Source organism: Brevibacillus sp. RS1.1, assembly GCF_013284365.1.
Taxonomy (GTDB): Bacteria; Bacillota; Bacilli; order Brevibacillales; family Brevibacillaceae; genus Brevibacillus; species Brevibacillus brevis_D.
Window position 1 is genome coordinate 711928 of record NZ_JABSVA010000002.1, and the last position, 24977, is coordinate 736904.

The 24977-nt window shown below is 48.6% G+C and carries 23 protein-coding genes; 5 read left to right on the forward strand and 18 right to left on the reverse strand.

The annotated features are described in order from the left end of the window. Positions 1 to 132 precede the first annotated feature (132 nt). Entirely contained in the window at positions 133 to 774 is a 642-nt protein-coding gene (locus HP570_RS08895; protein WP_012685140.1) for a YdcF family protein, read from the forward strand. Here the strand turns inward: HP570_RS08895 and dnaI are convergent. From dnaI to nrdR, 3 genes are all read right to left on the reverse strand, one after another. Beyond that, positions 751 to 1683, reverse strand: a complete 933-nt coding sequence (gene dnaI / locus HP570_RS08900; RefSeq protein WP_012685139.1) for a primosomal protein DnaI — start codon at positions 1681 to 1683, stop codon at positions 751 to 753. The genes HP570_RS08895 and dnaI overlap by 24 nt on opposite strands. 15 nt (positions 1684 to 1698) lie before the next feature. Then, positions 1699 to 3138: a replication initiation and membrane attachment family protein gene (locus HP570_RS08905; protein ID WP_173625503.1), complete on the reverse strand. Its 1440-nt coding sequence runs from the start codon at positions 3136 to 3138 to the stop codon at positions 1699 to 1701. Positions 3139 to 3289: 151 nt separating this feature from the next. After that, positions 3290 to 3769: a transcriptional regulator NrdR gene (gene nrdR / locus HP570_RS08910; RefSeq protein ID WP_012685137.1), complete on the reverse strand. Its 480-nt coding sequence runs from the start codon at positions 3767 to 3769 to the stop codon at positions 3290 to 3292. A gap of 137 nt (positions 3770 to 3906) precedes the next feature. On the opposite strand from nrdR, the gene HP570_RS08915 reads away from it, so the two are divergent. After that, positions 3907 to 5040: an HD-GYP domain-containing protein gene (locus HP570_RS08915; RefSeq protein ID WP_173625504.1), complete on the forward strand. Its 1134-nt coding sequence runs from the start codon at positions 3907 to 3909 to the stop codon at positions 5038 to 5040. A gap of 62 nt (positions 5041 to 5102) precedes the next feature. On the opposite strand, the gene HP570_RS08920 is transcribed toward HP570_RS08915, so the two are convergent. The 5 genes from HP570_RS08920 to polA form a co-directional block, all read right to left on the reverse strand. Next, on the reverse strand, positions 5103 to 6149 hold the full coding sequence (locus HP570_RS08920; protein ID WP_087344730.1) for a glyceraldehyde-3-phosphate dehydrogenase: 1047 nt from the start codon (positions 6147 to 6149) through the stop codon (positions 5103 to 5105). Between the two features lie 174 nt (positions 6150 to 6323). After that, positions 6324 to 6887 carry a lytic transglycosylase domain-containing protein gene (locus tag HP570_RS08925; RefSeq protein ID WP_012685134.1) on the reverse strand — a complete coding sequence of 188 codons (564 nt, stop codon included), beginning with the start codon at positions 6885 to 6887 and terminating at the stop codon, positions 6324 to 6326. Further along, positions 6884 to 7492, reverse strand: a complete 609-nt coding sequence (gene coaE / locus HP570_RS08930) for a dephospho-CoA kinase (protein WP_012685133.1) — start codon at positions 7490 to 7492, stop codon at positions 6884 to 6886. Before coaE ends, HP570_RS08925 begins: the two co-directional genes overlap by 4 nt. A 21-nt stretch (positions 7493 to 7513) precedes the next feature. Next, positions 7514 to 8341, reverse strand: a complete 828-nt coding sequence (gene mutM / locus HP570_RS08935) for a DNA-formamidopyrimidine glycosylase (protein WP_173625505.1) — start codon at positions 8339 to 8341, stop codon at positions 7514 to 7516. A 48-nt stretch (positions 8342 to 8389) separates the two neighbouring features. Further along, positions 8390 to 11038, reverse strand: coding sequence for a DNA polymerase I (gene polA / locus HP570_RS08940; RefSeq protein WP_173606517.1), 2649 nt, complete (start codon positions 11036 to 11038; stop codon positions 8390 to 8392). 141 nt (positions 11039 to 11179) lie between these two features. Between polA and HP570_RS08945 the strand changes: the two genes are divergently transcribed. Next, positions 11180 to 11962 (forward strand): divergent polysaccharide deacetylase family protein, encoded by a 783-nt coding sequence (locus HP570_RS08945; RefSeq protein WP_012685130.1) that lies wholly within the window; start codon positions 11180 to 11182, stop codon positions 11960 to 11962. On the opposite strand, the gene HP570_RS08950 is transcribed toward HP570_RS08945, so the two are convergent. After that, positions 11933 to 12676, reverse strand: coding sequence for an N-acetylmuramoyl-L-alanine amidase family protein (locus HP570_RS08950; protein WP_012685129.1), 744 nt, complete (start codon positions 12674 to 12676; stop codon positions 11933 to 11935). The two genes, HP570_RS08945 and HP570_RS08950, sit on opposite strands and share 30 nt — an antisense overlap. 131 nt (positions 12677 to 12807) lie before the next feature. Here HP570_RS08950 and HP570_RS08955 point away from each other — a divergent pair, with 131 nt between their 5' ends. Then, the gene (locus HP570_RS08955) at positions 12808 to 13752 is read left to right on the forward strand and encodes a DMT family transporter (RefSeq protein WP_173625506.1); all 945 of its coding nucleotides are present in this window, start codon (positions 12808 to 12810) and stop codon (positions 13750 to 13752) included. Next, positions 13715 to 13855, forward strand: a complete 141-nt coding sequence (locus HP570_RS08960; RefSeq protein ID WP_155801074.1) for a hypothetical protein — start codon at positions 13715 to 13717, stop codon at positions 13853 to 13855. Before HP570_RS08955 ends, HP570_RS08960 begins: the two co-directional genes overlap by 38 nt. A gap of 60 nt (positions 13856 to 13915) precedes the next feature. On the opposite strand, the gene HP570_RS08965 is transcribed toward HP570_RS08960, so the two are convergent. The 9 genes from HP570_RS08965 to HP570_RS09005 form a co-directional block, all read right to left on the reverse strand. Beyond that, positions 13916 to 15493: a DHA2 family efflux MFS transporter permease subunit gene (locus HP570_RS08965; RefSeq protein ID WP_041749295.1), complete on the reverse strand. Its 1578-nt coding sequence runs from the start codon at positions 15491 to 15493 to the stop codon at positions 13916 to 13918. Positions 15494 to 15508: 15 nt separating this feature from the next. Further along, entirely contained in the window at positions 15509 to 16738 is a 1230-nt protein-coding gene (locus HP570_RS08970) for an efflux RND transporter periplasmic adaptor subunit (protein ID WP_142495362.1), read from the reverse strand. Positions 16739 to 16744: 6 nt separating this feature from the next. Next, the gene (locus tag HP570_RS08975; RefSeq protein ID WP_012685125.1) at positions 16745 to 17404 is read right to left on the reverse strand and encodes an HlyD family secretion protein; all 660 of its coding nucleotides are present in this window, start codon (positions 17402 to 17404) and stop codon (positions 16745 to 16747) included. A 9-nt stretch (positions 17405 to 17413) separates the two neighbouring features. Further along, positions 17414 to 17842, reverse strand: coding sequence for a MarR family winged helix-turn-helix transcriptional regulator (locus tag HP570_RS08980; protein ID WP_012685124.1), 429 nt, complete (start codon positions 17840 to 17842; stop codon positions 17414 to 17416). 1196 nt (positions 17843 to 19038) lie between these two features. Beyond that, the gene (locus HP570_RS08985; RefSeq protein ID WP_173625507.1) at positions 19039 to 19983 is read right to left on the reverse strand and encodes a VanW family protein; all 945 of its coding nucleotides are present in this window, start codon (positions 19981 to 19983) and stop codon (positions 19039 to 19041) included. Positions 19984 to 20075: 92 nt separating this feature from the next. Continuing rightward, positions 20076 to 21164, reverse strand: coding sequence for a PRK06851 family protein (locus HP570_RS08990; RefSeq protein WP_173625508.1), 1089 nt, complete (start codon positions 21162 to 21164; stop codon positions 20076 to 20078). Positions 21165 to 21310: 146 nt separating this feature from the next. Beyond that, positions 21311 to 21967 (reverse strand): phosphate signaling complex protein PhoU, encoded by a 657-nt coding sequence (gene phoU / locus HP570_RS08995; RefSeq protein ID WP_012685121.1) that lies wholly within the window; start codon positions 21965 to 21967, stop codon positions 21311 to 21313. Positions 21968 to 22073: 106 nt separating this feature from the next. Then, positions 22074 to 23837, reverse strand: coding sequence for a two-component system histidine kinase PnpS (pnpS, locus tag HP570_RS09000; protein WP_173625509.1), 1764 nt, complete (start codon positions 23835 to 23837; stop codon positions 22074 to 22076). A gap of 13 nt (positions 23838 to 23850) precedes the next feature. After that, positions 23851 to 24546, reverse strand: a complete 696-nt coding sequence (locus HP570_RS09005) for a response regulator transcription factor (RefSeq protein ID WP_064201329.1) — start codon at positions 24544 to 24546, stop codon at positions 23851 to 23853. Positions 24547 to 24977: the final 431 nt, after the last annotated feature.

The window sequence follows — 24977 nt, forward strand, 5'->3', positions numbered from 1 at the left end:
CCACCATTACTATATCGGCAAAGTGCAAGAAAGAATTTACTAGTTTTTCGTGTCAGGCATATGTCAAACCTTGTAACTAGACCTTATTTCAAACGTCTAAATAGAGAGAGACTACAAGGGAGATTTCGAAGAATGAAAAATCGAACGATAAACGCACAGCGTCCTTACTGGCGCAGGATATGGATCATGTTGGAGCTTGTCATCCTTCTCGGTCTACTATGGTCAGGCTACAACTGGTACCGCATCGAACAGACGATTGAGAAGGCCAACGCACGACACGCAACCGTCGGCATTGTCCTCGGTGCAGCGGTCTGGGGTGAGGGACCTAGTCCTGGTCTGCGCGAGCGTCTGGAGCAGGCGGCGATCCTGTATAAAGAAGGTTATGTATCGAAGCTGTTGGTCACTGGCGGCCTTGGTGAAGGCAAAACAATCACGGAAGCTGCTGTAAGCAGAAATTACTTGGTGGCCAAAGGAATTCCCGAAGAGGACATTTTGCTAGAAAGCAAGTCTACCAGCACATACGAAAACCTGCTGTACGGCCAGCAGGTCTTGGAGGAACATCATATTCAAGACGCCCTGATCATCAGCCACGACTATCATTTGGCCCGTGCCATGGTCATGGCTGATTCACTGGGAATTGTCGCCTCGCCTGTAGGAACGACGTCACACGTCCTGTTTGGACCGTATCATAAGGCGAGAGAAGTACTCGCCCTCACGTATTGGGAGCTCTCTCGCCTCTTTACACAAGTGCTAGGAACGGTGGTTCTCGCGTAAAATTTCATACACATCGACAAAATGGCGGATTCGCTCCATGATGCGAGCCGCTTTTGTTTGTTCGATCCGATTTCCGTTGGAGATAGACATATGCTCTTGCAGTTCATTCAGCGCGTAGTTTGAAGTAAACAGCGTAGGCAAATGGTTGTTTGCCCGCTGATTCAGTATAACCCCCAAAATCTCGTCTCGAACCCATGGCGTCAAGTTCTCCGCGCCGATATCATCGAGGATCAGTACAGGTACTTCTTTCAGCAGCTCCAGCTTCCCTGCGTACGATTGATCCGAGATAGAGTCCTTCATCTCCCGGATAAAGTCTGGCACATAAACCAGCAAGGAAGCGACGTTGCGTTCCGAGAGCTCGCGACCGATTGCTCCCATGATGTAGCTTTTTCCAACACCAAACGGACCGTGCAAATAAAGCCCTTTTACCCGCTCGCCTGTCCCGACTTTTTCACAGAACTGAATCGCGGCATCTACGGTAGCCAAATTCCCGGAGTCAATGACCAAGCCTTCAAAGCTCGCGTTCAAGGTCTCTTCGGAAACATAGTAGCTGCGCATCAGTCGACGGCGGCGAATCTCTTCCTCGTGCGACAGTTGCTTGGAACAAGGCGTCATCGAGCTGATAATATGCTGGTGAGCGAGCTCCAAATGAGTGCTATGCCCCTTGACCAAATTCGGGCATTCGCCAAGACCCGGACAACGCTCACACCAATACTGCTCCTTGACTGCCGTATAGATATTGGAGAGCGAGCGAAGGTAATCGTCCCTGGTCAATGCGGGGTGCTCTTGTTGAAATGCTTTTAAATACGCTGACGAACGGAACATTTTATCTAACTGCTGATCTGGTGTCAGCAACTGACGCGGTGTTCGTTTGGCGAGCTCTTGCATAAACTCACTGATAGACTCCACGTTCCCTCACACTCCTTATTTCCGTTTTCGCAAGGTTTCCAGTCTTTTCTGCAAGTCTGGAAAATCCTGAATGGACTGTTTCTTTTCAGCGTCCGATGTGGTTTTCTCCTGCGACAGCTGCCACTCGACAGATGCCGGCAGCTTGTCCTGCAAGATGGCTCTACCGTTGCGTCTGACCGGAGCCGATTCCTTCCTGCTCGTTTTTGCCTTCTCGGCTGTTTGTGCCCGTTGATCCGCACGCTCGAGGATCTGCTTGACTGCCTCGTCCACTGTCGCAATCCGCTTCGCTTTCCAGCTGTCACGAATCGTCTCCATGTACGCTTTTGGCAGCTCCATTTGCATGCTGGCTAGCGTATGGAGCAGCAGCGCATTGACGACATCCGGCTGCATCCCATCCGCAAATACAAGCGTTTCAGCCCGTTCCAAAAACACCTTGCTAATTCTGCCACCGACGACCTTTTCCAACAGGGTAACCGGAGATAGCTGGCGACAAGCACGAATAAAGGCTTCGCTGCCAGGCTCAGGCAAGCGACCGGGTCCCCATCCATCCTCTGTCGGGTCAGTTGCAGGCGTAGTCCGGTACAGCTTGTCTTCCGTGTAACGTTGTACCAAACGCTTGCGCAAAACTTCTCCGTCCAAACTCCGATCCGATTTGTACAGCGTCCAATCACGCAGCTCCTGCCCCATTCCCCAGCTGTCCAGCTGATAGAAATGGCACAGCGAGAACAACAGCTCCATGTTCTTGCCTTCCAACACTTTGACCGAGTCGGCATTATCCGGCAAGTACAGGCGCAAGGACGATACACTCAGCGAATGGTTGACCTGTGCCTCGTAGCCAGATTTCATCGGCGCTTGCGGGAAGCTAGTGTCCATCTCGGTTAAAAATTGATCCCGCTCCGATCCTTTTTTCACTTCCAGCTCCGATGGTTTCAACGACTGGAACACATCGTGGAAGTCTTTCGTGACGTTTTCCACAATGGAGTATTCTTGATCCAACTGACTGCCAAGCGTGTCTGCATAATACTGGCGCAGTTGCGAATAGCGAACGTTTTCGATTTTGTTTAACAACATCAACGACAGTACATAGTCTGCAAAAAACTCAGCCGGACTAAGCGGCGGTTTGATCAAGTACTCGTAATAATAGTCACGCTGCTGATTTTCCCTGCGGCGCACCTCGACTAGCCCGATTGCCTCCAAACGTTCACGCGCATCCAATAGCCGATCCAGAGAAAGTGAAGTCGTCAGCATCAAACTGCGATGGGTCCCCTCCGAAGAGGCTCCGCTCACCTCCTGCACGCCATGGACGAGCAGTTGGTAAAGAGCGTACGATTCGACACCGATGATCGGCAAGTATAGCTGCGTAACAAAGCCCATTTCGGCAAAGCCAATCGGTCTTGCCATCCGCACCAGATAACGATCCTTCGGCAACAACTCGTTCCAAACTAAACGACGCATCAGATCTTTCCTTCCTGACAAAATTCGATTCTTTTATTATAGCATGACAACCCATTCATTCGCGGAAAAATGAGTTGGAAAACCAAAGAAGCCCTGGCGGATTGGCCGCAAGAGCGAGAAAGAAGCTGCCAGTCTGGCAGAAAAAGCTTATCTATTCTTTCGGAAACGAGCTGTTTCGCGCTTGAGCCAATAGCTCCTCCAGCTCTTTCATAAATACATTGATATCTTTGAATTGACGGTATACAGAGGCGAAGCGCACATAGGCGACCTCATCAACATGGTATAAACGCTCCATGACCTTCTCCCCAACATCATTGCTTGGGATCTCTGCTTGCCCGCAGCTGCGCAATTCTTTTTCAATGTCGTTCACTACATTTTCAAGCACTTCCAACGGGACGGGACGCTTTTCGCAAGCACGCACCAACCCGCGCAATATCTTGTCTCGACTGAATTCCTCACGTGTTCCGTCCTTTTTCACAATTAACAAAGGTGTTTCTTCTACCATTTCAAAGGTAGTAAAACGACGCTCGCAGGCTTCGCACTCACGGCGGCGACGAATGGATTTATTATGATTGAAAGGACGTGAATCCAGGACTCTAGTCCCATTATATTCGCAAAATGGACAACGCATATCAGAATCAACTCCAATACTGACAATACTTGTCTACAGTGTCCCTCATATTCCTGTCAGAAGTCAAGTCAATCCTTGTACCTATTTAAAGCATAAGTCGAATGGAGTACAATTATGGTACTGTTGGAGGGATAGTCATGCGTTTAGTATCTTTAAAACAACTACAGCCTGGAATGAAATTAGGGCGTACAGTCTTCACAGAAGATGGAAAGGTGCTGCTTGGAACCGGGATGGAATTAACGGAACGACTCATTTCCGGATTAGAGCGAGCTAAGGTTGATTCGGTGTATATCGATGATCCCCTTACTAATGACATCGTCGTAGAAGAAGTGATTCGCCCACAAACCAGACAAGTAGCTGTGGAAGCCATCGAGAAGACGATCAAACAAATTACAAACTCAAACAAGCTGGCCCGGAAAATTTCCTTAAAAGAAATGGGCCTTCATTTTCAGCGTGCCTTTAGTTCAATTTTGGACGACCTGATGCAAAACAAGCAAATGGTTGGACATTTGACGACGATCTCTTCTCATTCACCATCCCTATACCATCACTCCGTGAATGTTGCCGTGCTGGCGACTGCTGTGGGTATGTCTCTGGGCTACAATCGCACTCAGCTCATAAACCTTGGGGTAGGGGCCATGCTGCACGATATCGGCAAAGTGAGCCTGCCTGACGAGATGATGCAAAAAACAGAGCGCTGGACGGAAGAAGAGAGAGAAATTGCCAAACAGCATACGATGCTTGGCTTTAATTTGTTGAGAAAACAGCATGACATTTCACTTTTGTCAGCACACGTCTGCTTGCAGCACCATGAACGGCTAAATGGAAGCGGCTATCCACAGGGATTATCCGGCAAGCAAATACACGAATTCGCGCAAATTGTCGGTCTCTGTGATATTTATGATTCATTGACTTCCCCACGTCCATGGCGCAAGCGGTATATGCCACAGGATGCTGTGGAATACCTGTTTGGGTCTGGCGGTACGTTATTCGAGCACCATCTCGTAAGTGCCTTTATCAAGCACATTGCTATCTTCCCGATTGGTAGCAGCGTCGTTTTGAATACCGGAGAAGTCGGGGTAGTGAGTCGGGTTGATCCGGATTATTCGCATCGTCCTACTGTTCGTGTGATAAAAGACGGCCGAGGAAACGACGTCCCTAGCCCTTTTGACCTCGATCTCAAGACGAACATCCGGCTGTTTATTGTCAGCTTTGAAGATGATGACCTATTTAACGTGAACTCATTAGAAGATTCTCCTACCTCATCGTAAATACGAAGCAACGAAAAACCCCTTTGCTTGAAATATCGGCAAAGGGGTTTTGTATATGCTACTTATTTTACACCAACAGCAGCAGCTTCTTTTGTTGCAGCTTGATTGTGCTGCTCGGATACGTGGCGAACCAAGTCTACGACACGGCAGGAGTAGCCCCACTCATTATCGTACCAAGCAATCACTTTTACTTGATTGTCTCCCATTACCATCGTAGACAGACCGTCGATGATCGAGGAGTGATCATTGCCATTGAAATCGCTGGATACGAGCGGCTCGTCGCAGAACTCGAGGTAGCCTTTCATGCTGCCTTCGCTCGCTTCACGCAGGACGCGGTTTACTTCGTCCAATGTAACTGGCTTCTTCGTGTTGACCACCAAGTCTACTACAGAAACGTTTGGAGTCGGTACGCGCAAGGAAAAACCGTTCAGCTTGCCATTCAATTCTGGCAAAACGATCCCTACTGCACGAGCAGCTCCTGTCGTCGTTGGAATGATGGACTCGCTAGCTGCACGTGCACGACGCAGGTCTTTATGCGGATTGTCGAGATTCACCTGATCGTTTGTGAACGAGTGAATGGTAGTCATGAGACCTTGTTCGATACCGAATGAATCGTTGAGCACTTTTGCCACAGGTGCGAGACAGTTGGTTGTGCAGGAAGCATTGGAGATAATGTGGTGATTGGCGTGGTCGTAGGTGCCTTCGTTTACACCCATTACAATCGTCACGTCTTCTTCTTTCGCTGGTGCTGTAATCACAACTTTCTTCGCACCGCTTTGCAGGTGCTTGCCAGCGCCTTCGCGATTATTGAACTTACCTGTAGCTTCTACAACGATCTCTACTCCGAGGTCACCCCAAGGCAGCTTCAGCGGATCACGGTCAGACAGTACAACTGTTGCTTTTCCATCTACGATAATCTTGTTGTCTTGGACTTCCACTTTATTTTGCAGGCGTCCGTGGATCGTGTCATATTTCAACAAATGTGCAAGCGTCTCCGCTGGATAGCTGGCGTTGATTGCAACGATTTCAATGTTGGGGTCCTGGATAGCGCGGCGGAATACCATGCGGCCAATACGTCCGAAACCATTAATACCGATTTTAATTGTCATATATAGAAACCCCTTTCGAATTGAGTTACGCTTATCTGATACTTTTATTATAATAAGTATGACACAATTATCAATGTGTTTTACTGAAAAATAAATATTTGGACGATTTACCCTACCCAAAAAAAGAGGAAAAGCCGCTCTCTAACCCGTAAGAGAAGCGGCTTTTCATAATTTTCAACGTAATTGAAAGTCGTATATATTTTTGTAACGATCATGATAATAGAGCACTCGCTGGACATATTGACGGGTCTCCCCATATGGAATGTCCTCAACAGTGTCTCGAGTTCCGTTCCATTGCTCACTCGCGAGCCATCCATTTACTTTTCCCGGACCAGCGTTGTAGGCGGCAATGACTTTGACGATATCGCCATCATAGCGGGACAGCAAAAAATCGAGATACCATGTCCCAATCTCGATGTTCATGACAGGGTCGTACAAGTATTGACTGTCCTTTGGACGGAAGCCTGCCTCATTGACAATCCATTGCGCTGTTTCCGGCATGAGTTGCATGAGCCCGACCGCACCTTTTTTCGAAACGCGATCTGTCGCAAATCCACTCTCGGAACGAATGATAGCCAATACCAAATGAGGGTCCACCTTATATTTCAGTGCAGCCGTCACAATCTGTTGCTCATATTTGATCGGGTACATCCATTTCCACACCACTGGCGTGTTTAGCAGCAAAAATACACTCGCCAAAACGAGCAGAATCCATGCTGCACGTTTGCCAAAACTCATGATTGACGCTCCGATCGAATCGCGGCTAATACAGCCTCCACTTGACGCTCGGTTTCTTCACGCGAACCAGAATTATCGATTAAAAAGTCTGCACCCTGCTTCTTCTGATCAATGGGAAACTGTGCCCGCAGTCTTTTTCGTGCTTGTTCTTCTTCCAATTCGTCGCGCTCCAGCATTCTCGCCAGTTGCATCTCGTAGGGCGCATAGACGACCACGATTTTTTCTACCATATGCGTAAGCTTGCTCTCATACAGCAGAGGAATGTCCATAAAGACGATCTCGGCTCCATTCGCTTCCGCTGATTCGGCCTCTTCCCGCATGACGCGGCGTACCTCGGGATGGACGATGGCGTTCAGCTTTTGACGCTCGGACTCGTCCGAAAACACGATCTCACCTAGTTTTTTTCGATCAATTTGACCATCTTCCAATAGGATTTCTCTTCCAAAATGGCGCACGATCGCTTCATAGGCCAGTTTACCTGGTTCTACGACCTCTCTGGCGATTTGGTCAGCGTCAATGACAGGAATTCCACGCTCTCGAAGCATACCTGTCACCGTGCTTTTCCCAGTGGCAATTCCGCCTGTTAACCCTAGTATCATGCCCATCCTCCTCCCTTGGTCGAACTGTTATAACTTTTGGCAGTCCGGGCAAATATGCGTCCCTCTGCCGCCGACTACAAACCGAATGATTTCGGCTCCGCACTTCGTACACGCCTCATCTTTTCGTCCATACACTAATAGAGATTGCTGGAACATTCCCATCTCGCCCTGTCCGTTCACATACGACTTGATGGAGCTACCACCTTGTTCTACCGCTTCGTGCAAAGTGGAGACGATGCTTTCGTGCAGTCGAATAACTTCTTTATCTGTCAGCTTTCCTGCTGGTTTCTCCGGATGAATGCCTGCTTTAAAGAGTGACTCGTCCACATAAATATTCCCCAGCCCTACAATACATTCCTGGTTTAGGAGAAGCGGCTTAATTTTTGTTGACCGTCCTTTTAACAATTTCCCCAAAACTTCAGGAGTAAAACTCTTATCTAGCGGTTCTACCCCCAGTTTTGCCAAAGGTCCGACGGTTGTTTCCTTCCCCTTAGGGAACAGATCCATCGTCCCAAACTGGCGAACATCCCGATAACGCAGCTCCGTCCCGTCCGTAAAATGGAAGACGACATGGGTATGCTTCTCAACGGGATCATCCGCCTGATACACGCCATAGCGCCCTTCCATTCGCAGATGGGACACGAGCACGTCCTCGTTTAAGAAAAACTGAATGAATTTTGCCCGCCGTTGGATATCCTGGATGGTTTGTCCCACCAAGAGAGATTTGAAAGCCTCCACGTCATCTGGCTGGCGTACAATACGCGCCAAATGAACACTTACTCTCTCGATCGTTTTTCCCATAACCAAGCCACGCAGAGTCCGTACGACGGTTTCTACCTCCGGCAATTCTGGCATATGCCCTCCTCCTCTCGCTGTCTATCGATCCTTATGTTCTAGGCATGCCTACTTCGCATCGTACCAGGTACGTCCGTCACTGACGTCCACCTTGAGCGGCACGTTGAGAGACAGCGCACTCTCCATCACTTCTGGTACCAGCTTGCGCATGACCTCTAGCTCATTTTCTGGCACTTCAAATACAAGCTCATCGTGCACCTGCAAAAGCATGCGGCTAGCGAGACCTTTCTCCTCGAGCGCTTCCTGCATGCGAATCATCGCCAGCTTGATCACATCGGCAGCAGTCCCCTGGATCGGCGTGTTCATCGCGGTACGCTCGGCAAACGAACGCAGGTTAAAGTTGCTGCTGCGAATATCAGGCAGGTAGCGGCGGCGGTTCAACAAGGTCGTCACATGGCCATCCGCCTTCGCCTGCTGAACGATCTCGTCCATCCAGCGCTTCACACCAGAGAAGACATCAAAGTAACGCTCAATGAAGTCCCCAGCTTCTTTACGGGTAATATTGAGGTTTTGCGACAGACCGTAGTCGCTGATGCCGTATACGATCCCAAAGTTGACCGCTTTGGCCTGACGGCGCATCAGCGAAGTCACTTCTTCCTCACTCACACCAAAGACGTCCATCGCGGTGCGGGTATGAATATCCATTCCTTTTTGGAAGGCGTCAATCAAGTTTTCGTCTTGCGAAATATGGGCCAAAATCCGCAGCTCAATCTGGGAATAGTCGGCCGCCAGCATGTACCAGCCATCCTCTGACGGGATAAACGCCTCGCGAATCTTGCGTCCTTCTTCCATGCGGATCGGGATATTTTGCAGATTCGGGTCTGTGCTGGACAGGCGTCCTGTCGCCGTAGTCGCTTGGTTGTAAAGCGTATGCACCTTGCTCGTCTTCGTATGAATTTCCTTGGTCAAACCTTCAATATACGTAGAACGGAGCTTGCCGAGCTGACGGAAGGTCAGGATCGCATCGATGATCGGATGATACGGGGCGAGCTTCTCCAATACATCCGCACTAGTAGAAGGCCCGGTTTTAGTCTTTTTCAATACAGGCAGAGACAAGCGGTCAAACAAAATTTCACCCAATTGCTTCGGCGAGTTGATGTTGAATGCCCCACCCGCCAGCTCGTAAATCTGATCAGTCAGACCCGCTAGCTTTTTATCCAAGTCTTCCCCCATTTGCACGAGACGCTCACTGTTTACTTTCACGCCTTGCTTTTCCATGAGAGCCAATACCATACTCAGTGGTGCTTCCAATTCGCCGAGCAGCTTTTCCATTTCGTTTTCCGCCAGCTGCTCGCGCAATACTGGAACGCTCTGCCAGATGGCTGCCGCTTTATGTGCCACATGCTCGCTCAGCACGTCCATTTCAGGAACAAGACGCTTGGCACCCTTGCCGTACACCTCTTCATCTGACAATACCCGTGTCTGAGCGTATTGTGCCGCAATGCTATCCAAGGTCGGGTTGCTCTCAGCCGCATTCAGCAGGTAAGAAGCGAGGTACACATCAAAGCTGATGCCTTTTATCGCAAAATCATGCCAAGCGAGTCCAACCGTATCTCGCTTGCCGTCAAATACCCACTTTTCCTTTGCCGGATCAGCCAGCCACTCACAGAGCGCCTTCCATTCCTTGGCTACGTCCCACGGCACAAACATCACCGTATCTTCCGTAGCCAGTCCAATCCCGAGGAAAGGCGCATGATGATAGTTTTCCCCGTCCATTTCGATGTAAAGAGCCATTGGCGAAGTCAGCTTGGACTCGTACGCCGCTTTGTTTTCCTCTGAAATCATCTCAAATGAAAATGGCTTGGCGTCTGCTTGTCCGCTTCCACCTTCTGGCTGTGCCACTTTGATCTTGGACAAGAGCGATTTGAATTCCATCTTTTTAAAGAACTCGCTCACAGGTAGGCCATCATAGCCTTCAAAGCCAGTCTCTTGTACATCCAGCTCCACAGGCGCTTCACGCAAAATGGTTGCCAAGGCTTTACTCATGTTCGCCTTGTCTACATTCTCACGCAGGTTCTCTTGCAGCTTTTTACCTGATACTTTATCGATATTTTCCAGTACTTGCTCAACAGAACCGTATTCGTGCAGCAGCTTCAGCGCTGTTTTTTCCCCGACACCAGGAACACCTGGAATGTTGTCGGACGAATCGCCCATCAAGCCTTTCAGATCAATTATTTGCAGCGGCTTAAGGCCGTACTTTTCGTGAATTTCTTCTGGAGTGTACATCTCGATTTCGCTAACTCCCTTGCGCGTCAAAGCAACGGATACATGCTCGGACACGAGCTGCAGCATATCTTTGTCTCCGGTAATGACAGTCGTTTTCCAAGCTTGCTCATCTGCCTGCTTCGTCAACGTACCGATAATGTCATCCGCCTCATAGCCTTCCAGCTCGAAGCGTTTGATTGAGAAGGCATCCAACAGCTCCCGAATCAGTGGAAACTGTTCAGACAGCTCCGGCGGAGTTTTACTGCGTCCCCCTTTGTACTCGGCATACTCGCTATGGCGAAACACGACTTTTCCCGCGTCAAAAGCAACCATGATATGCGTCGGCTTCATTTCCTCCAACACTTTTAACAGCATAGTCGTAAAGCCCAGCACTGCGTTTGTATGCAGTCCTGCCGATGTGGACAACAAAGGGAGCGCATAAAACGCCCGGTTCGCAACACTGTTTCCATCAATCAACACAAAATGACTCAAGGAATTCGACCCCTCTCGTTACAAAACTACTATCTTTAATCGTAACATAGGGCAAACATCAAAGCCAAGCCGTAGATATGGCGGGTAAAGCACAAGGTGATTGAACAGACTATGAAAAAAATGGACAAGGAAGGTGATCTTATGAATGGGAGAAATTTGATTCCGATCGTGCTCACGCTTTTACTTTCCCTTGGGGCGATTCCAGTGACTGCTAACTCCACCCCAGCCCCTGCACCCGTCGTCAAAAAGCTGATGGCATTTGTCATTGATGATTTCGGGAACAACATGCAAGGGACGGAGGAAATATTAGCAATGCCAGTCCCTCTGACTGTTGCCGTCATGCCGTTTATGCCCAGCACAAAGCAGGATGCCGAGCTCGCTCATCAAAAAGGTCATGATGTACTCGTTCACATGCCGATGGAGCCAATGAAAGGAAAACGCTCCTGGCTCGGTCCTGGAGCCATTACGGCTGACCTGTCCGACGATGAGATTCGCAGTCGCGTGGAGAAAGCGATTGACGATGTGCCACATGCGATTGGCATGAATAACCATATGGGCTCAAAAATTACGGCTGACGAGCGAATCATGCGCATCATCATGAAGGTCGTCAAAGAACGGGGCCTTTTTTACCTGGACAGCAAGACTACCGATAAAAGCGTGGCGGCGAAAGTCGCAGCCGAAATGGGCGTCCCCCATGCAGTGAATCAAATTTTTCTGGATGACGTATACTCTGTCCCACATATTACGAAGCAGATGGAGCTCGTCTGCAAAAAAATCCATAACCATCCCCTATGTATCGCAATTGGTCATGTTGGACCTCCTGGCAAGAAAACAGCCTCCCTTCTGCGCCAGTACATCCCGCGAATTCAGAAGGAGGCCGAATTTGTAACCATTTCAAAGCTTATCCAGCAAACTACTCATTAATTTTCTCCACCAGCTCTCCTGCACACTAGCCTCCGTTTTCAGATTTTGTGATAGCTTTACGTATTCGCTCACGGCCTCTGTAATGGCCTGAGCGATTTTTTCTTGTGCTTTGGGATTCGTTAACATTTCGCGGTCCTGCGCGTTGCTGATAAACCCCATCTCCACGATGACAGACGGACAGTAGTTATGTCGGAGCATGTAGTACGTCTTGCCCTTGACTGGCTTTTCGTTGGACCCTGAGAGCTTGTTCAGCGAGTTTTGCAGCAGCCCTGCCAACAGGTAGCTTTCTTCTGTGTTTTGATGCAAAATAATCGCTCCCCTGCGCCGAGGACTCGGTGACCAGTTTACATGCAAGCTAAGCATCATCTGCGGGCCAATTTCTTTTGCCAAATTCTTGCGCTGAGCCAGGTCACGTATATGGCGGGATCGGTTGTCCAACCAACGATTGTCATCACTCAGGGCAACATCCTTGTGGCGGTTCAAAGCCACGGTGTAACCCGCAGCTGTGAGTTGTTGGTAAAGTCGTTTGGCAATTTGCAGATTGATGTCTTTTTCGTACAAATCCCCAAATGAAGTTCCCGAATCTACACCTCCATGTCCAACATCAATCAAAATATGAAAGGGGGTGAGCGGCAATGCCTCACTTCGCGTCGGGATACAGATGAGGATAAGCATGAAAGTAGTTATACGGAAAAAAGCCTGTAAGTTTCTCATGCCAGTAGGATAACCGGATTGAAAAGAAACCTTTCAAGCGGTGAGGTACACATAACATTGTGAATTTTTTAATCCAACTGTACAATTACAATTAATGAACCATGACCTTACCCGCATAAGAAGGTGTACTGATGAATCAATCTTTGGAAAAACCGTTATTTCCCCCGTATTTGGCTCTCTTAATCGGGGTGATCGCCATTTCCTCTTCTGCGATTTTTGTAAAGCTATCGGATGCACCTGCTCCGATTATTGCTACGTATCGCCTGATTTTTTCCGTTCTATTAACGCTTCCTTTTTTATTTTGGAATCGTGGTGCCCTCGCAGAGATTGGAGAAATGTCCAAGAAAGTGTGGCTACTCTGCATTTTATCGGGAACCTTTTTGGCAAGCCATTTTCTGTTGTGGTTTGAATCACTGAACTACACATCTGTAGCCAGTTCTACTGTGCTCGTAACGTTACAGCCATTATTTGCCTTCATTGGCGGCTACTTCTTTTTTGGTGAAAAAGTTCGATTTCTTGCTCTAACCGGCGGCTTTCTGGCGATTGCAGGTAGCTTTGTGATTGGCTGGGGAGATTTTCAAGTAGGCGGCATGGCTCTGTGGGGGGATTTCCTCGCATTGATGGGAGCTGTCACCGTAACGGGCTACTGGCTGGTCGGGCAGTACGTTCGCCAGCATATGTCTTCCTTTGCCTATACACTCGTCGTCTATACGGCAACCAGCGTGATTCTCGTCGCCTATGATCTGGCTCTCGGTTATTCGCTCGTCGGTTACCCTACGGCGGATTGGGGCTGGTTCTTCTGTCTCGCCCTGTTCCCGACCTTGCTTGGACATTCTATTTTTAACTGGATCATTAAATGGCTCAATACGACGACGATCTCCATGGGGATTTTGGGAGAACCGATCGGGACTGCGATTCTCGCTTACTTCATCTTGGGTGAAGTGGTAACGCCTCCGCAGTGGATTGGCGGCTTGATCATTATCGCCGGTATTTATGTGTTCATTCGTTTTAACCAACCTGCTAAAGGAGTGTCCTCCATTGAACAAGCAACCGGAGAAGCGCAAAAGCTTGCGTGAATTCGTCAAGGGACTGAGTATTTGGGCGAAGATTGGCTGGACAATTCTGCTTGGCTACATCGTAGGACGGATTTTGTACTGGTTATTTAAAATGATGTCCTAACAGAAAAAGGGGCAATTCCAAAGAAGTCTTCGATAAGACTTGCGGAATTGCCCCTCGCTATTAGGCTGTTGCCTTCTCGGTTGCTGGCACCTGTTGCTGCGTTTTCTTCGGCTTTTTATGCAGGAAGTACAGAAGTGGAATCGAGAGGACAATAGGGATTACTGAGACGAGGAAAGTATCCCCGATGCCTTGGACCAACGATTCTTTTGCCATCATTCCGTACAAAATCGCGCTGGCTCCCCCTGTCGCACTCGCTGCATCTACCCCTACTTGTGCATACATTCCTGAAATGCCACTGATAAACTGCGTCGCCATATCCGTATTCAAGTTGTCAGAGATTGAGGCCATGTGGAAATTTTGACGTGCCTGCATGATCACTGTCAAAATCGCAATGGCAAACGAACTCATGACCTGACGCAATACGTTGGACAGCGGAGAGGCATCCCCTACACTTGTACGCGGAACGGCGTTCATCCCTACGGTGGACAGCGTCATCATACACAATCCGATTCCGATCCCGCGAATGGTCAGGATCATATCGATCCACGAATGCATGCTGTCAGCAGATAGATTGTGCAATTCATACGTCGTGATGCTCATAATGGTCAAGCCGACCAATCCAATCGGGCCGACCCCATATTTATCCATCAGCTTTCCGCTGATTGGCATCATGATCGCCATGGCAATCGATTGCGGCATCAGCAAGATTCCAGACTCCATAGCCGTCAAGCCCTGAATGTTTTGGAGGAAAATCGGCATCAGGAAGATACCGCCCATCATCCCCATCATGACGAAGCCGGAAGTCAAAATACTGATGGTGAAGGTAGGGATCTTCAAAAGCCGCAGATCGAGCAGCGGGCTTTCCTTCCCCAGCTCGACCCAGACAAACAGGATCAAGCTCATTACCGCAATGAAAAACAAACTGACGATGAAAAAGGAGGTCCAGCCCTCTGCTTGCCCTTTACTCAAAGCGAGCAACAGCGTCCCGAATCCGACGATGGCAAGAAAGGCTCCCAAGAAGTCGAACTTTAACTCTGGCTTTTTCGGCGTTTCCTTGAGCAGTACGATACTCATGATCACCGCAAAAATACCAAAGGGTACACCGACCAGAAAAAGAAATTGCCAGCTTAAAAATTCGATGAGATACCCGCCCAAGGTCGGGCCTAGCGCAGGGGCTGTCATGGAAGCAATCCCGAATATCCCCAGTGCCATTCCGATCTTTTCACGCGGAACGATCATGTAAATCATCGACATCCCGATTGGCATGATCATCCCCCCGCTGACGCCTTGCACGACGCGAAAAGCAATCAGCGATGAGTCACTCCACGCCAAGGCACAAAGGATGGACGAACAAGTAAATGCCGATAAGGAAAGTACAAATATTTTTTTTGCGCCGAATTTAGCGGACAACGAGCCGCTCATAGGAATCATGACGGCGTTTGCCAGCATATACCCGGTCAATACCCACTGCATGGTTTCGGTACTCGAACCAAAAATATTGACCATGGCAGGCAGGGCAACGTTAATCAAGCTATTGTTCAGAATCGCAACGAAGGTTCCTGAGAGGATGGCGACAAGAGACAGCCACATGCCGCCGTTCCCGCTTTTCTCCTCTCGGTGTGCCACCGCTTCCGCCATGTGTCAACACCCCCGTTAGTTTGCGATCACCTTGCTGCCCTCGGACAGTTTGTCTGTCGGGTTTAGCACAATTTGATCATTGTCTTTGACGCCATTCGTGACAGTTGTCCAGTCGCCGCTTGCGTTCTCTACTGCAACTTCCACTTGGTGCACAACGTTGTTATCTACTGTATAAATGTAATGCTTGCTGTCCTTTTCCAGCACGGCTGAGGTAGGCAATTTTGTTCCTGGTGTTGCCTGTCCTTGGAGCATAACCTCTGCTACCATACCTGCGCGCAGCAAGCCGTCCTGATTATTTACCTTCACTTTGATTGGGAACGAACTGCTGTTGGTATCCGAAATCGGAGAGACAAACTCAACGGTACCTTTCAGCACTTTCCCACCCAGACTGCCTACCTTCACATCAACAGTGGAGCCGACCTTCACTTGGTTGATTTCGTTTTCCGGTACGCTTGCTTCTACTTTGACATCTGCCATATTCACTAGCACCATAAGAGGTGTCCCCGCTGCTGCCATTTCTCCTGGGTCAACCGCGCGCTTGGCGACGATACCTGTGATTGGCGCACGAATAATGGTATTGTCATAATTGCTTTTCGCCAGCTCGAGACTGGAGCCCAAACGGCTCACTTCTGCTTGCATAGCTGCTACCGTGTCGGCAGTTGGGCCTGCTTTTGCCAGATCGTATTGGGCTTGCGCCTGTTCAAGACCTGTGCGCGCCTTTTCCAATTCCAGCGAAGATTTCTCCAACTCAGCCTGGGACAATGCGCCTGCATCAAACAGTGCTTTCATCCGATTGTAGTTGCTCTCTACCACCTTCAGGCTGGCTTCTGCCTGGGTGACAATACTTCCAAGCTGCGTCAGCTGCTCATTGCGTGCACCTGCTTTTGTATCTCGCAGTTTTGCCTGAGCGCCTGCAATGGCTGCCTGTGCCTGATTAATCTGCTGCTGATAATCGGCTGCCTCCAGCGTGACCAGAACATCGCCTTGCTTGACGACTGCACCTTCTTTTACATTCACGCTCGCTGCTTTTCCAGAAACTTTAGAAACGACTTGGATCTCCTCAGATGCTGCCACCTTACCATTGGCGATGACACCCGTAGAGCCAGAAGTCACCTTCCACGTCTTCACAACAGGGACGTTCTCGCTCGTTTGCGTTGCTGAAGATGTCTCGCTACAGCCCGCTGCAATAAGCGAAACGGCTGCCATGACTGCAGCGATTGTTTTCCATTGTGCTGTCTTTTTCATGCTTCATTACATCTCCTTCACGTGCACTTTGATCTCGGCGTTCAATCCGGCCACGAGGTCCAGACCTGCTGTGTCATCTATGGCGATTTTAATCGGGATACGCTGGGTTACCTTGGTGAAGTTCCCGCTCGTGTTGGCCGCTGGCATCAAGGAAAATGTAGAATTCGTCGCCTTTCCGATCTCCATCAAATGACCGCCCAATTTCTTACCTGGGTAAGCGTCAATCGTAAAATCAACTTTTTGGCCGAGTTTCAAGCGTTCGATCTCAGTCTCTTCCAAATTGGCGGAGATGTACAATTTGCTTTCGTCAATCACGAGAGCTACCGATTGCCCTGTTGAAACAATCTCTCCCTCTTTGGCTTGCGTTTTAATCACCGTACCTGTAATGGGGGAACGCAACACGCTGTTTTCCAGCATGGTCGTTGCTACATTGCTTGTATCTTGCTGCCCTACGATTTGATCCGCTATAACGGTGTCGCCTTCTTTGACAGCGAGTCCGGTCAGTTTGCCTGTCATTTTGGGCATGACCCGATAAATGTCTCCCGCAATCCGGGCATCTTGTGTGGTCACATAATGCGCACCTTGATACCAATAGTAGTAACCGATTCCTCCACCACCTGCCACGATCAGGAGCAAAATGACATACAAAACCAGTTTTCGCTTCATGGTTTCTCCTCAACTTTCTCGTTCTTCTAGTTTCGCAATCAATGTTTCCATCGACTGAATAATGATGTCTAAATCCTCATCGGAAAATCCATGGAAAATACGCTTGTAAAAGTTCTCTGAGAAAAAATCAACCTTTGCGAACAGCTCGGAAATCTTCGGTGTTTTACGAATCCAGACAACACGTCGGTCATTCTCATCACGTACACGTTCTACGAGTTGTTCTCGTTCCAAACGATCAATGATGCCAGAAACGGTGCTGTAGGATAAGTCTACGGCTTTGCTTATCTGACCGATCGTTTTGGGATCAGGATGTATTTCTCGAATGACCATTAGCTGCGGGACAGTCACACCATATTGGGACAGTTCTTTTGTGGCCATTGTGCCAAAAGTCTTGTTCAACCGTTTTAACAAGTCCCGAATATGCAGTGATTTATTCATAACGCACTCCTTTCTTAAGTAATATTTCGTGTACGAAATTTATCACATGAAAACTATACGATGTTTTTCTATCCGTGGCAACTATTTCTTTAGGTGAAACTTTAACTAGGCAAGCTTTTAGAAGCATGCTTGGGTTGGGCTGTAGTGGTGGGGAGGAAACAGGAGAAAACGCTCAGATTCTAGGGCCACCCGCTGTGGGATTGACTGTCCGGCTCCATGAAAAAAAGCGAAACACGCGTCCAAAGTTGTCCATTCTGGGGGTGGTTCAGAGGTGGACGCTAAGGGCTTGTTTCTCTTTTTTTCATTGCGCCTCGGGCGGTGTCCCTAAGATCTTCGCTGTTTTCTCCTGTTTCCTCTACGAGCTTTCCGTTCCTAAACGAGTTTTTAAAGACCTAAAAGAATGAAGAAATATCATCAGTCACGACAGAGAAGAATATTTCCAGACGTAGCGACTTGTGGAGGCCTACCGAGCGGAGAAGAGATTCGCGGGCAAAAGAAACGCAACCGTGCCCACGCGACGTAGCGGCTACCACTTTTGCGTTTCCCCGCGAATCCCTTCGGAGCGGACAGTCTCAACCCCCAGCGGGACGGAGCCTGGAGCCTAGACTGGAAAAATTCTTCTCCCCACCGCAGCTACATACATAAGAAACTCAAGTTGTTGCTGTAGTGCTGGGGAGGAAACAGGAGAAAACGCTCAGATTCTAGGGCCACCCGCTGTGGGATTGACTGCACGACTCCATGCAAAAAGCGAAACCGCGTCCAAAGTCGTCCTTTCAGGATGCGTCTCAGAGGTGGACGCTTAAGAGCGTGTTTCGCTTTTTGCATTGCGTCTCGGTCGGTGTCCCTAAGATCTTCGCTGTTTTCTCCTGTTTCCTCTACGAGCTTTCCGTTTTTAAACGGGCTTTAAAGATTTAAAAGAATGAAGAAATGTCCTCAGTCACGACAGAGAAGAATATTTCCAGACGTAGCGACTTGTGGAGTCCTACCGAGCGGAGAAGGGATTCGCGGGCAAAAGAAACGCAACCGTGCCCACGCGACGTAGCGGCTACCACTTTTGCGTTTCCCCGCGAATCCCTTCGGAGCGGACAGTCCCAGCCCCCAGCGGGACGAAGCCTGGAGCCTAGTCTGGAAATATTCTTCTCCCCACCGCAGCCTCGTACTAAAAGCAAAAAAAAGACCGACACCCCTTCTCATCTCTAAGGGATTGTCGGTCCATTTTCATTCAAAATAGATGGAGCATCCGGTGCTTCTTCTGGGGTCGAGCGGCGTACGCTTGGTACATTTCGTGGCTCATGCTCCATTTCTGGAAAAGAGTGAACCGTCACGTACATGCTTCCATTGCTCGCGATCGCACGAATCAAGACGGGATAAGCGTATTTGTTTTGAAACACAAAATCAGGGCCGTACCAACTCACGGTTGCATCTCGACCTGGAGGTACATACGCTACGTTTCGACTGTGGGAATAGCGCTGAATAATGTGCAGACCTGCCTGATCTACCGCATTGAACAACGTAGACGATACTTGGCAGATTCCTCCCCCGATGCCTTCCGACAGCTCTCCTCTGACAATGATAGGCGCCTGCAAATACCCTTTTTCTTTCGTACGCTGGCCCACTACCTTATTAAAAGAAAAAACTTCTCCTGGTAACACCACGTAATTGTTAATCGCCTGCGAGGCAAGCTTGATGTTGTGTACACGATTCCGGTTGCCTGCATTAAAATAGGTCGCATATTGCCCGATCCTTTTTTTCCGAACCTGACTCATGAGAGCCTTGTCTACCTTCGGGAATATCTCTTTATAGCTGACATTCATGCTTGCGGCTCCCGCACCGTAAAAATAATCGTAAAAACGTGCGTGAAATGCCAGATCATCTAGCTTTCTTCCCTTGGCTTCTGGAACGATGGCCCCGGCGTTATTAATCGTTGCATTGATCGGCTCGATGTATGTTTTTTTCGCCAACTCTTCCACCATTCGAGCAAGCTTGCTGTCATCGACCAAAGGAACGCCATCAAAGGGAAGAGCATAATCAGCCCGATTGAGCATAGCTACTGTCTTGCCCTCGATCTCTACCTGCAAAAAATTCGTTGGGTCGAGGGGATTGATTAACAGTAACAGAGCCATCGTCATAGCAAAACCCATCCGGCTGCTCACCTCCATTCTCCAACAACGATCCTCTTCCGTTCTTGTAGTATGAGCAGTCGAACGGGTTTCATTCTACGACTTGAATTGTATTAGCTCATCTTCGTCAGTCTGCTGACAATTGCTTGCGTAACTGCCCTAAGACGCTGCTGGTCCACCGCTTCCTGGTAAGCATTGTTCAACTGGTCGCGCAGCTCCTTGGCAGCGAGAAGATTCGCCGTTGCTTCTTTCACTTTTTGCTTGTATCTGACCTGAATATCCATTAACTCTTCTTCGTATACCTCATCTGTGCCAGGTTCAATTGCCCGTTCATACATATCGATAACCTCATCTGTATCTTTGTTTGGAAAATACTCATGAGGTGCGGTGCTGTCAAAAATAGCAAGGCCCTTCTCAGGAACAATTACCATATCAAGGCTGTGCGGGTCTAGTCCACAGTGGTACACTTCCACGTCAAATCCGCGTGTTTTAGCTTCCTCCACCAACTTTTTCAGCATAGTAGACTTGCCAGAGCCTGGTCTGCCCTTGATAAAGTAGCGCTTCTCCAAATGGTCGGTCAGCTTCATGATATGATCTACGGGCCCCTGCGGCGTCGCTGCCCCCAAATACATACGCCTTACCTTTGCTTTCTTTTCCAGTTGCTCCCCTCCGAAGAACAAAGCTTTTACTTCTTCCGTGACGCTATTGGCTTCTTCTCTATTGAGGTGCTCAATGTAGGGAGCCTCCCACTCATCGTGGATGCGGAGCGCCTCGCCAAAAGCTTGGTATGCCTCTTCACTCTTCCTAAAAATCTCTTCGTACCAACTGGCAATCTGGTCTTTCTCATCCACCAGCTGATCAATGTTGACCATCGACTGCAAATTGACCTGAATTTCCTTTACACCTGGAGAAGCGGGTCTCCAAATCCGGGGATAGCTTCCATCCATGATCGCCACTTTATACTTTGGAAAAATAACACCATCAAACTGCCCGTTCACAAAAGGCGAATGAATCCACTCCACTTCATCTGTCACTCGTGCTATTTGATTGCCAATCGCCTCTATGAGCGGTGAAGTAATTCCTTCTACTGTCCCTGTCAAAATATAAACACGCTCCAAGCCTTCCAATACGGAGTCATAAAACGTCTTGTATCCTCGCGCAGTATTCCCTGCGGCATATATATGGCGGACTTTTGTGGTCATTGCCTTTCCCTCCTTTACTTCTTCTAGCTGCCATTGAATCGATGTATTGTATGCACAAAAGGGAGAATAGGCGTCTGTCTACAACCGTGAAAAAACCGCTGCCAGCTAATATTCATAGCTCACAGCGGCTTTTTGTTATTCGGGCATTATTTATTCAAATCCGTCATTTTTCCAGTAGACATATAAATAATCCATTCGCAGATGTTCGTAACATGATCGGCAATCCGTTCCAAATATTGCGCGACCAAGAGCAAATGCGTTCCTTGCGAAATGGCCTGACTGTTTTTCGTCATCAATTCAATCAGATCATGGAAAATCGTGGAGTACAGTTTATCAACAATGTCGTCGCGTGAGGCAATCTCTTCTGCCGCTTCTTTGTTGCGTGCAATATAGGCATTTAAGCAATCACGCACCATAGCCTTGACGTGATCAGCCATCATCGGAATATCGATGAGAGGTTTGACGTACGGGTCCGCCATCAAGCGTCGGGTCGTCTTGGCAATGGAAACGGCATGATCACCCATGCGCTCCAAATCCGTCACCAGCTTCAACATAGTTCCCAAGCGTCGCAAGTCACCACCGACTGGCTGCTGTAGCGCAATGAGACGGAAGCAATCGCTCTGTATTTCTTGCTCCAACTCATTGATTACAGGATCGCTTGCGATAACCTGTTCAGCCAGTTGGGCATCCCGCTCAACCAGACTCTTAATCGATTTATGAATGGCTTCTTCCACCAATGTGCCCATCGTCATGAGCTTGCGGTGCAGTATATCCTGCTGTTCTTCAAAAGCATGCCGTGACATTTCCCTCTTCCCCCTTCTTGTGTCTGACATGTCAAATGGTACAAGGCGATTGTATTGTAGAAGTAAAGCTACTATTTTGTTTGTGTAAATCTTTTTGCCGTTGTTTTTAGGTAAGGGGAAGTGTAACTGTGAAGGTTGTCCCTCTTCCTTCCTTGCTCTCCACACTAATATGCCCGTGCAAATTTTCCACGAGATGCTTCACAATTGCGAGGCCCAAACCTGTTCCACCTGAATCGCGGCTGCGGGCTTTGTCTACGCGATAAAACCGCTCAAAGATACGCGTGAGCTCCTTTTCCGGAATGCCAATCCCGGTATCCATGACTTGTATAGTGATGTTTTCGCTGTCTGCTTCTGTCTTGATGCTGATTTTTCCACCTTCTTGCGTGTAGGCGATCGCATTCGTCAACAGATTCAGGATGATCTGCTGCAAGCAATCCTTATCGGTCATCAGCCAAATATCTGGCTTCGGTGAAGGGAGCGTGATCGTCAATTCCTTGCGCTGTGCCTGGTCATGCATGATGGCAACTGCTGAACTGATCAAATCCTGTAAGTGAACCTGACCCAGATGCAATGGGATTCGCTTTTGCTCGATTTTGGAGAGATCCAAGATATCGCGTATCATTCGGTAGAGCCGCTCGCTCTCATCCGAGATGATTTGCAGGAAATTGCGACATGTTTCCTCGTCCTGCATCGCGCCTTCAAGCAAGGTCTCCGTGAAGCCCTTGATCGAGGTAATCGGCGTACGTAGCTCATGCGATACGTTTGCTACGAATTCACTGCGCATCTTCTCCAAGCGACGAATGTCCGTGATGTCATGCAGTACCACGACTACACCCCTCGACTCCCCCTTGAAGTTGATATAGGGAGCAAAATTCACGTCAAGAATGCGTTCCTGCGGGTAATAGATGTGTACCTCTTGACGGAACTTCTCGCTTCTGTCGAGGCACCTGTCGATGTATTGGCTAAGCCCAAAGCTTTTGCCTGCCTCGATATGCAGCTTGCCTACGATCTCATGTCCAGCAGTCCCCAACAGCTTTTCAACGGCTGGATTGACCAGCATGATCCGACGTTGCTCTGAAATGAAGATCACGCCACTCGTCATATTAGTCAGCACCCCTGCCAGGCGCTGCTGATTCTCCGAGATTTCGTACATCTGCTGCTCTAGGCTCGATGCCATGAAGTTGATCGCGCCTGCAAGCTGACCGATCTCATCCTTTGCTTTGATTCTCACACGGCTCTCATATTGGCGCTGTGTAATGTTGCGGGCTACCCGGGTGATCTCCTCGATCGGACGAATAATGGAAAAGGAAATGCGGGAAACGACAATCGATCCGACTACCAAAGTAACCAATAAACCAGTGAGCAAGCTATACCACATTTTGTGAATCGTATCGGTAATATCTTTCATGGACATCGCTGAACGAACAACACCGAATATTTCGTTGTTCAGTTCAACAGGTACTGCAACGTACATCATGTCATAGCCGAGCGTCTCACTGAAACGGCGGGAAATCCCTGTTTCTCCTTGTAACGCTGCCTTCATCTCTGGTCGGTCATGGTGGTTTTCCATCTCTTCCGAATGGGAGGAGTTGTCGTACATCACCTGACCATCCTTGTCGATAATGGTGATCCGTACTTCATCTGCTGGCGCTACTTGTTTGACCCGATCCTCTAACGTCTCCTTATCAGAAAAGACGTCCGGGAATCGGACCGCCTGAGCGATGAGCTTCGACTCGCGGGACAATAGCTCATTCAGTGATTGGAGGTAGGAATTCTCAAGCACTTTGGCAAAATACATGCCCATCACCAATAGTACGAGAGAGATTAAACCCAAAATAGTCAAAGTGAGTTTGATTCGAAAGCGAGTCAAGGTAAATCCTCCGTTATCCTTCCAGTTTGTATCCTAATCCGCGAACTGTTTTAATGTATTTCGGGTTCTTCGTGTCATCCTCAAGTTTTTCGCGCAAATGGCTGACATGCACGTCCACAATTCGAGAATCCCCGATGAAATCGTAGTTCCAAACAGCGTTCAACAATTGATCGCGCGTCAGTACACGCCCTTGGTGACTCGCTAAATAGTTGAGCAGCTCGAATTCCTTTGGCGTCAGCTCGACCTTGACGTCTTTACAGAACACCTCGTACTTCTCCGGGTAAATGCGAATATCTCCGAATTGGAGCAACACCTCTTGAGGCCCTGTAGTCGCTTCTGGCGTGTTCTGAAACCGCCGCAGAATGGCTTTCACGCGGGCAATTACTTCTCTCGGGCTAAAAGGCTTTGTTAAATAATCATCGGCACCAAGCTCAAGCCCCAAAATCTTGTCGAGCTCATCATCTTTCGCTGTAAGCATTAAGATCGGCGTATTATTGCGTTCTTGGCGCAAGGTTTTGCATACATCCATTCCATCCATCTTGGGAAGCATCAAATCAAGAATGATAAAATCAGGCTGCTCGCTTTTAACCACTTCCAAGGCCTGTTTACCGTCAAAAGCAGTTACGACCTGAAATCCTGATTTTTCAAGATTAAATTGCAATAGCTTTACAATAGAAGCTTCGTCATCCACTACCAATACTTTGATCATCTGTCTATTTCCCCCTAGCGTTGCAATGCTTGCGCTCGATTTTCTATCCTACGTCCCCTGAAAAATACTTCTCTCTACAATACTCAGTCTGCCAATGCTGATTGCGGAAAACAAGTAATTTTTTTGTAAAGACATGCTGTTCGTACATAGAACTTAGTTGCTTGGCAATAGTATTCCTCTTTTAGGTAAAGGTACTATATTAAAAATGCCTTCAAACTGTAGTGGTCGGGAGAAGCCCTGCCACATGTTTTCCAGTCGCCTGTATCCTCTCTGCGTTCGGGCGGTCTCCTTCCAAACATGTGACAGTGCTTTCGGACAGCTATAGATGTATATATTGCTTTTACAACGTTTTGCAAGTGGGCTCAGTGAAGTTTTCTAGAGTTTAAAATCACATCCCTTTTTCATTGAGCGCTTTTAAAAAAACTGAAAAG

Bases quoted from the DNA above. Each gene is read 5' to 3' on its own strand.
- phoU (WP_012685121.1), bottom strand. From the start codon at position 21,967: ATGTCACGGCATGCTTTTGAAGAACAGCAGGATATACTGCACCGCAAG.
- HP570_RS08985 (WP_173625507.1), bottom strand. From the start codon at position 19,983: ATGGGTTTTGCTATGACGATGGCTCTGTTACTGTTAATCAATCCCCTC.
- HP570_RS08970 (WP_142495362.1), bottom strand. From the start codon at position 16,738: ATGAAAAAGACAGCACAATGGAAAACAATCGCTGCAGTCATGGCAGCC.
- coaE (WP_012685133.1), bottom strand. From the start codon at position 7,492: ATGGGCATGATACTAGGGTTAACAGGCGGAATTGCCACTGGGAAAAGC.
- HP570_RS08950 (WP_012685129.1), bottom strand. From the start codon at position 12,676: ATGAGAAACTTACAGGCTTTTTTCCGTATAACTACTTTCATGCTTATC.
- HP570_RS08905 (WP_173625503.1), bottom strand. From the start codon at position 3,138: ATGCGTCGTTTAGTTTGGAACGAGTTGTTGCCGAAGGATCGTTATCTG.
- HP570_RS08965 (WP_041749295.1), bottom strand. From the start codon at position 15,493: ATGGCGGAAGCGGTGGCACACCGAGAGGAGAAAAGCGGGAACGGCGGC.
- HP570_RS08980 (WP_012685124.1), bottom strand. From the start codon at position 17,842: ATGAATAAATCACTGCATATTCGGGACTTGTTAAAACGGTTGAACAAG.
- HP570_RS08955 (WP_173625506.1), top strand. From the start codon at position 12,808: ATGAATCAATCTTTGGAAAAACCGTTATTTCCCCCGTATTTGGCTCTC.
- nrdR (WP_012685137.1), bottom strand. From the start codon at position 3,769: ATGCGTTGTCCATTTTGCGAATATAATGGGACTAGAGTCCTGGATTCA.
- HP570_RS08920 (WP_087344730.1), bottom strand. From the start codon at position 6,149: ATGACAATTAAAATCGGTATTAATGGTTTCGGACGTATTGGCCGCATG.
- HP570_RS08925 (WP_012685134.1), bottom strand. From the start codon at position 6,887: ATGAGTTTTGGCAAACGTGCAGCATGGATTCTGCTCGTTTTGGCGAGT.
- HP570_RS08895 (WP_012685140.1), top strand. From the start codon at position 133: ATGAAAAATCGAACGATAAACGCACAGCGTCCTTACTGGCGCAGGATA.
- mutM (WP_173625505.1), bottom strand. From the start codon at position 8,341: ATGCCAGAATTGCCGGAGGTAGAAACCGTCGTACGGACTCTGCGTGGC.
- HP570_RS08975 (WP_012685125.1), bottom strand. From the start codon at position 17,404: ATGAAGCGAAAACTGGTTTTGTATGTCATTTTGCTCCTGATCGTGGCA.
- HP570_RS08915 (WP_173625504.1), top strand. From the start codon at position 3,907: ATGCGTTTAGTATCTTTAAAACAACTACAGCCTGGAATGAAATTAGGG.
- HP570_RS08945 (WP_012685130.1), top strand. From the start codon at position 11,180: ATGAATGGGAGAAATTTGATTCCGATCGTGCTCACGCTTTTACTTTCC.
- HP570_RS09005 (WP_064201329.1), bottom strand. From the start codon at position 24,546: ATGATCAAAGTATTGGTAGTGGATGACGAAGCTTCTATTGTAAAGCTA.
- HP570_RS08990 (WP_173625508.1), bottom strand. From the start codon at position 21,164: ATGACCACAAAAGTCCGCCATATATATGCCGCAGGGAATACTGCGCGA.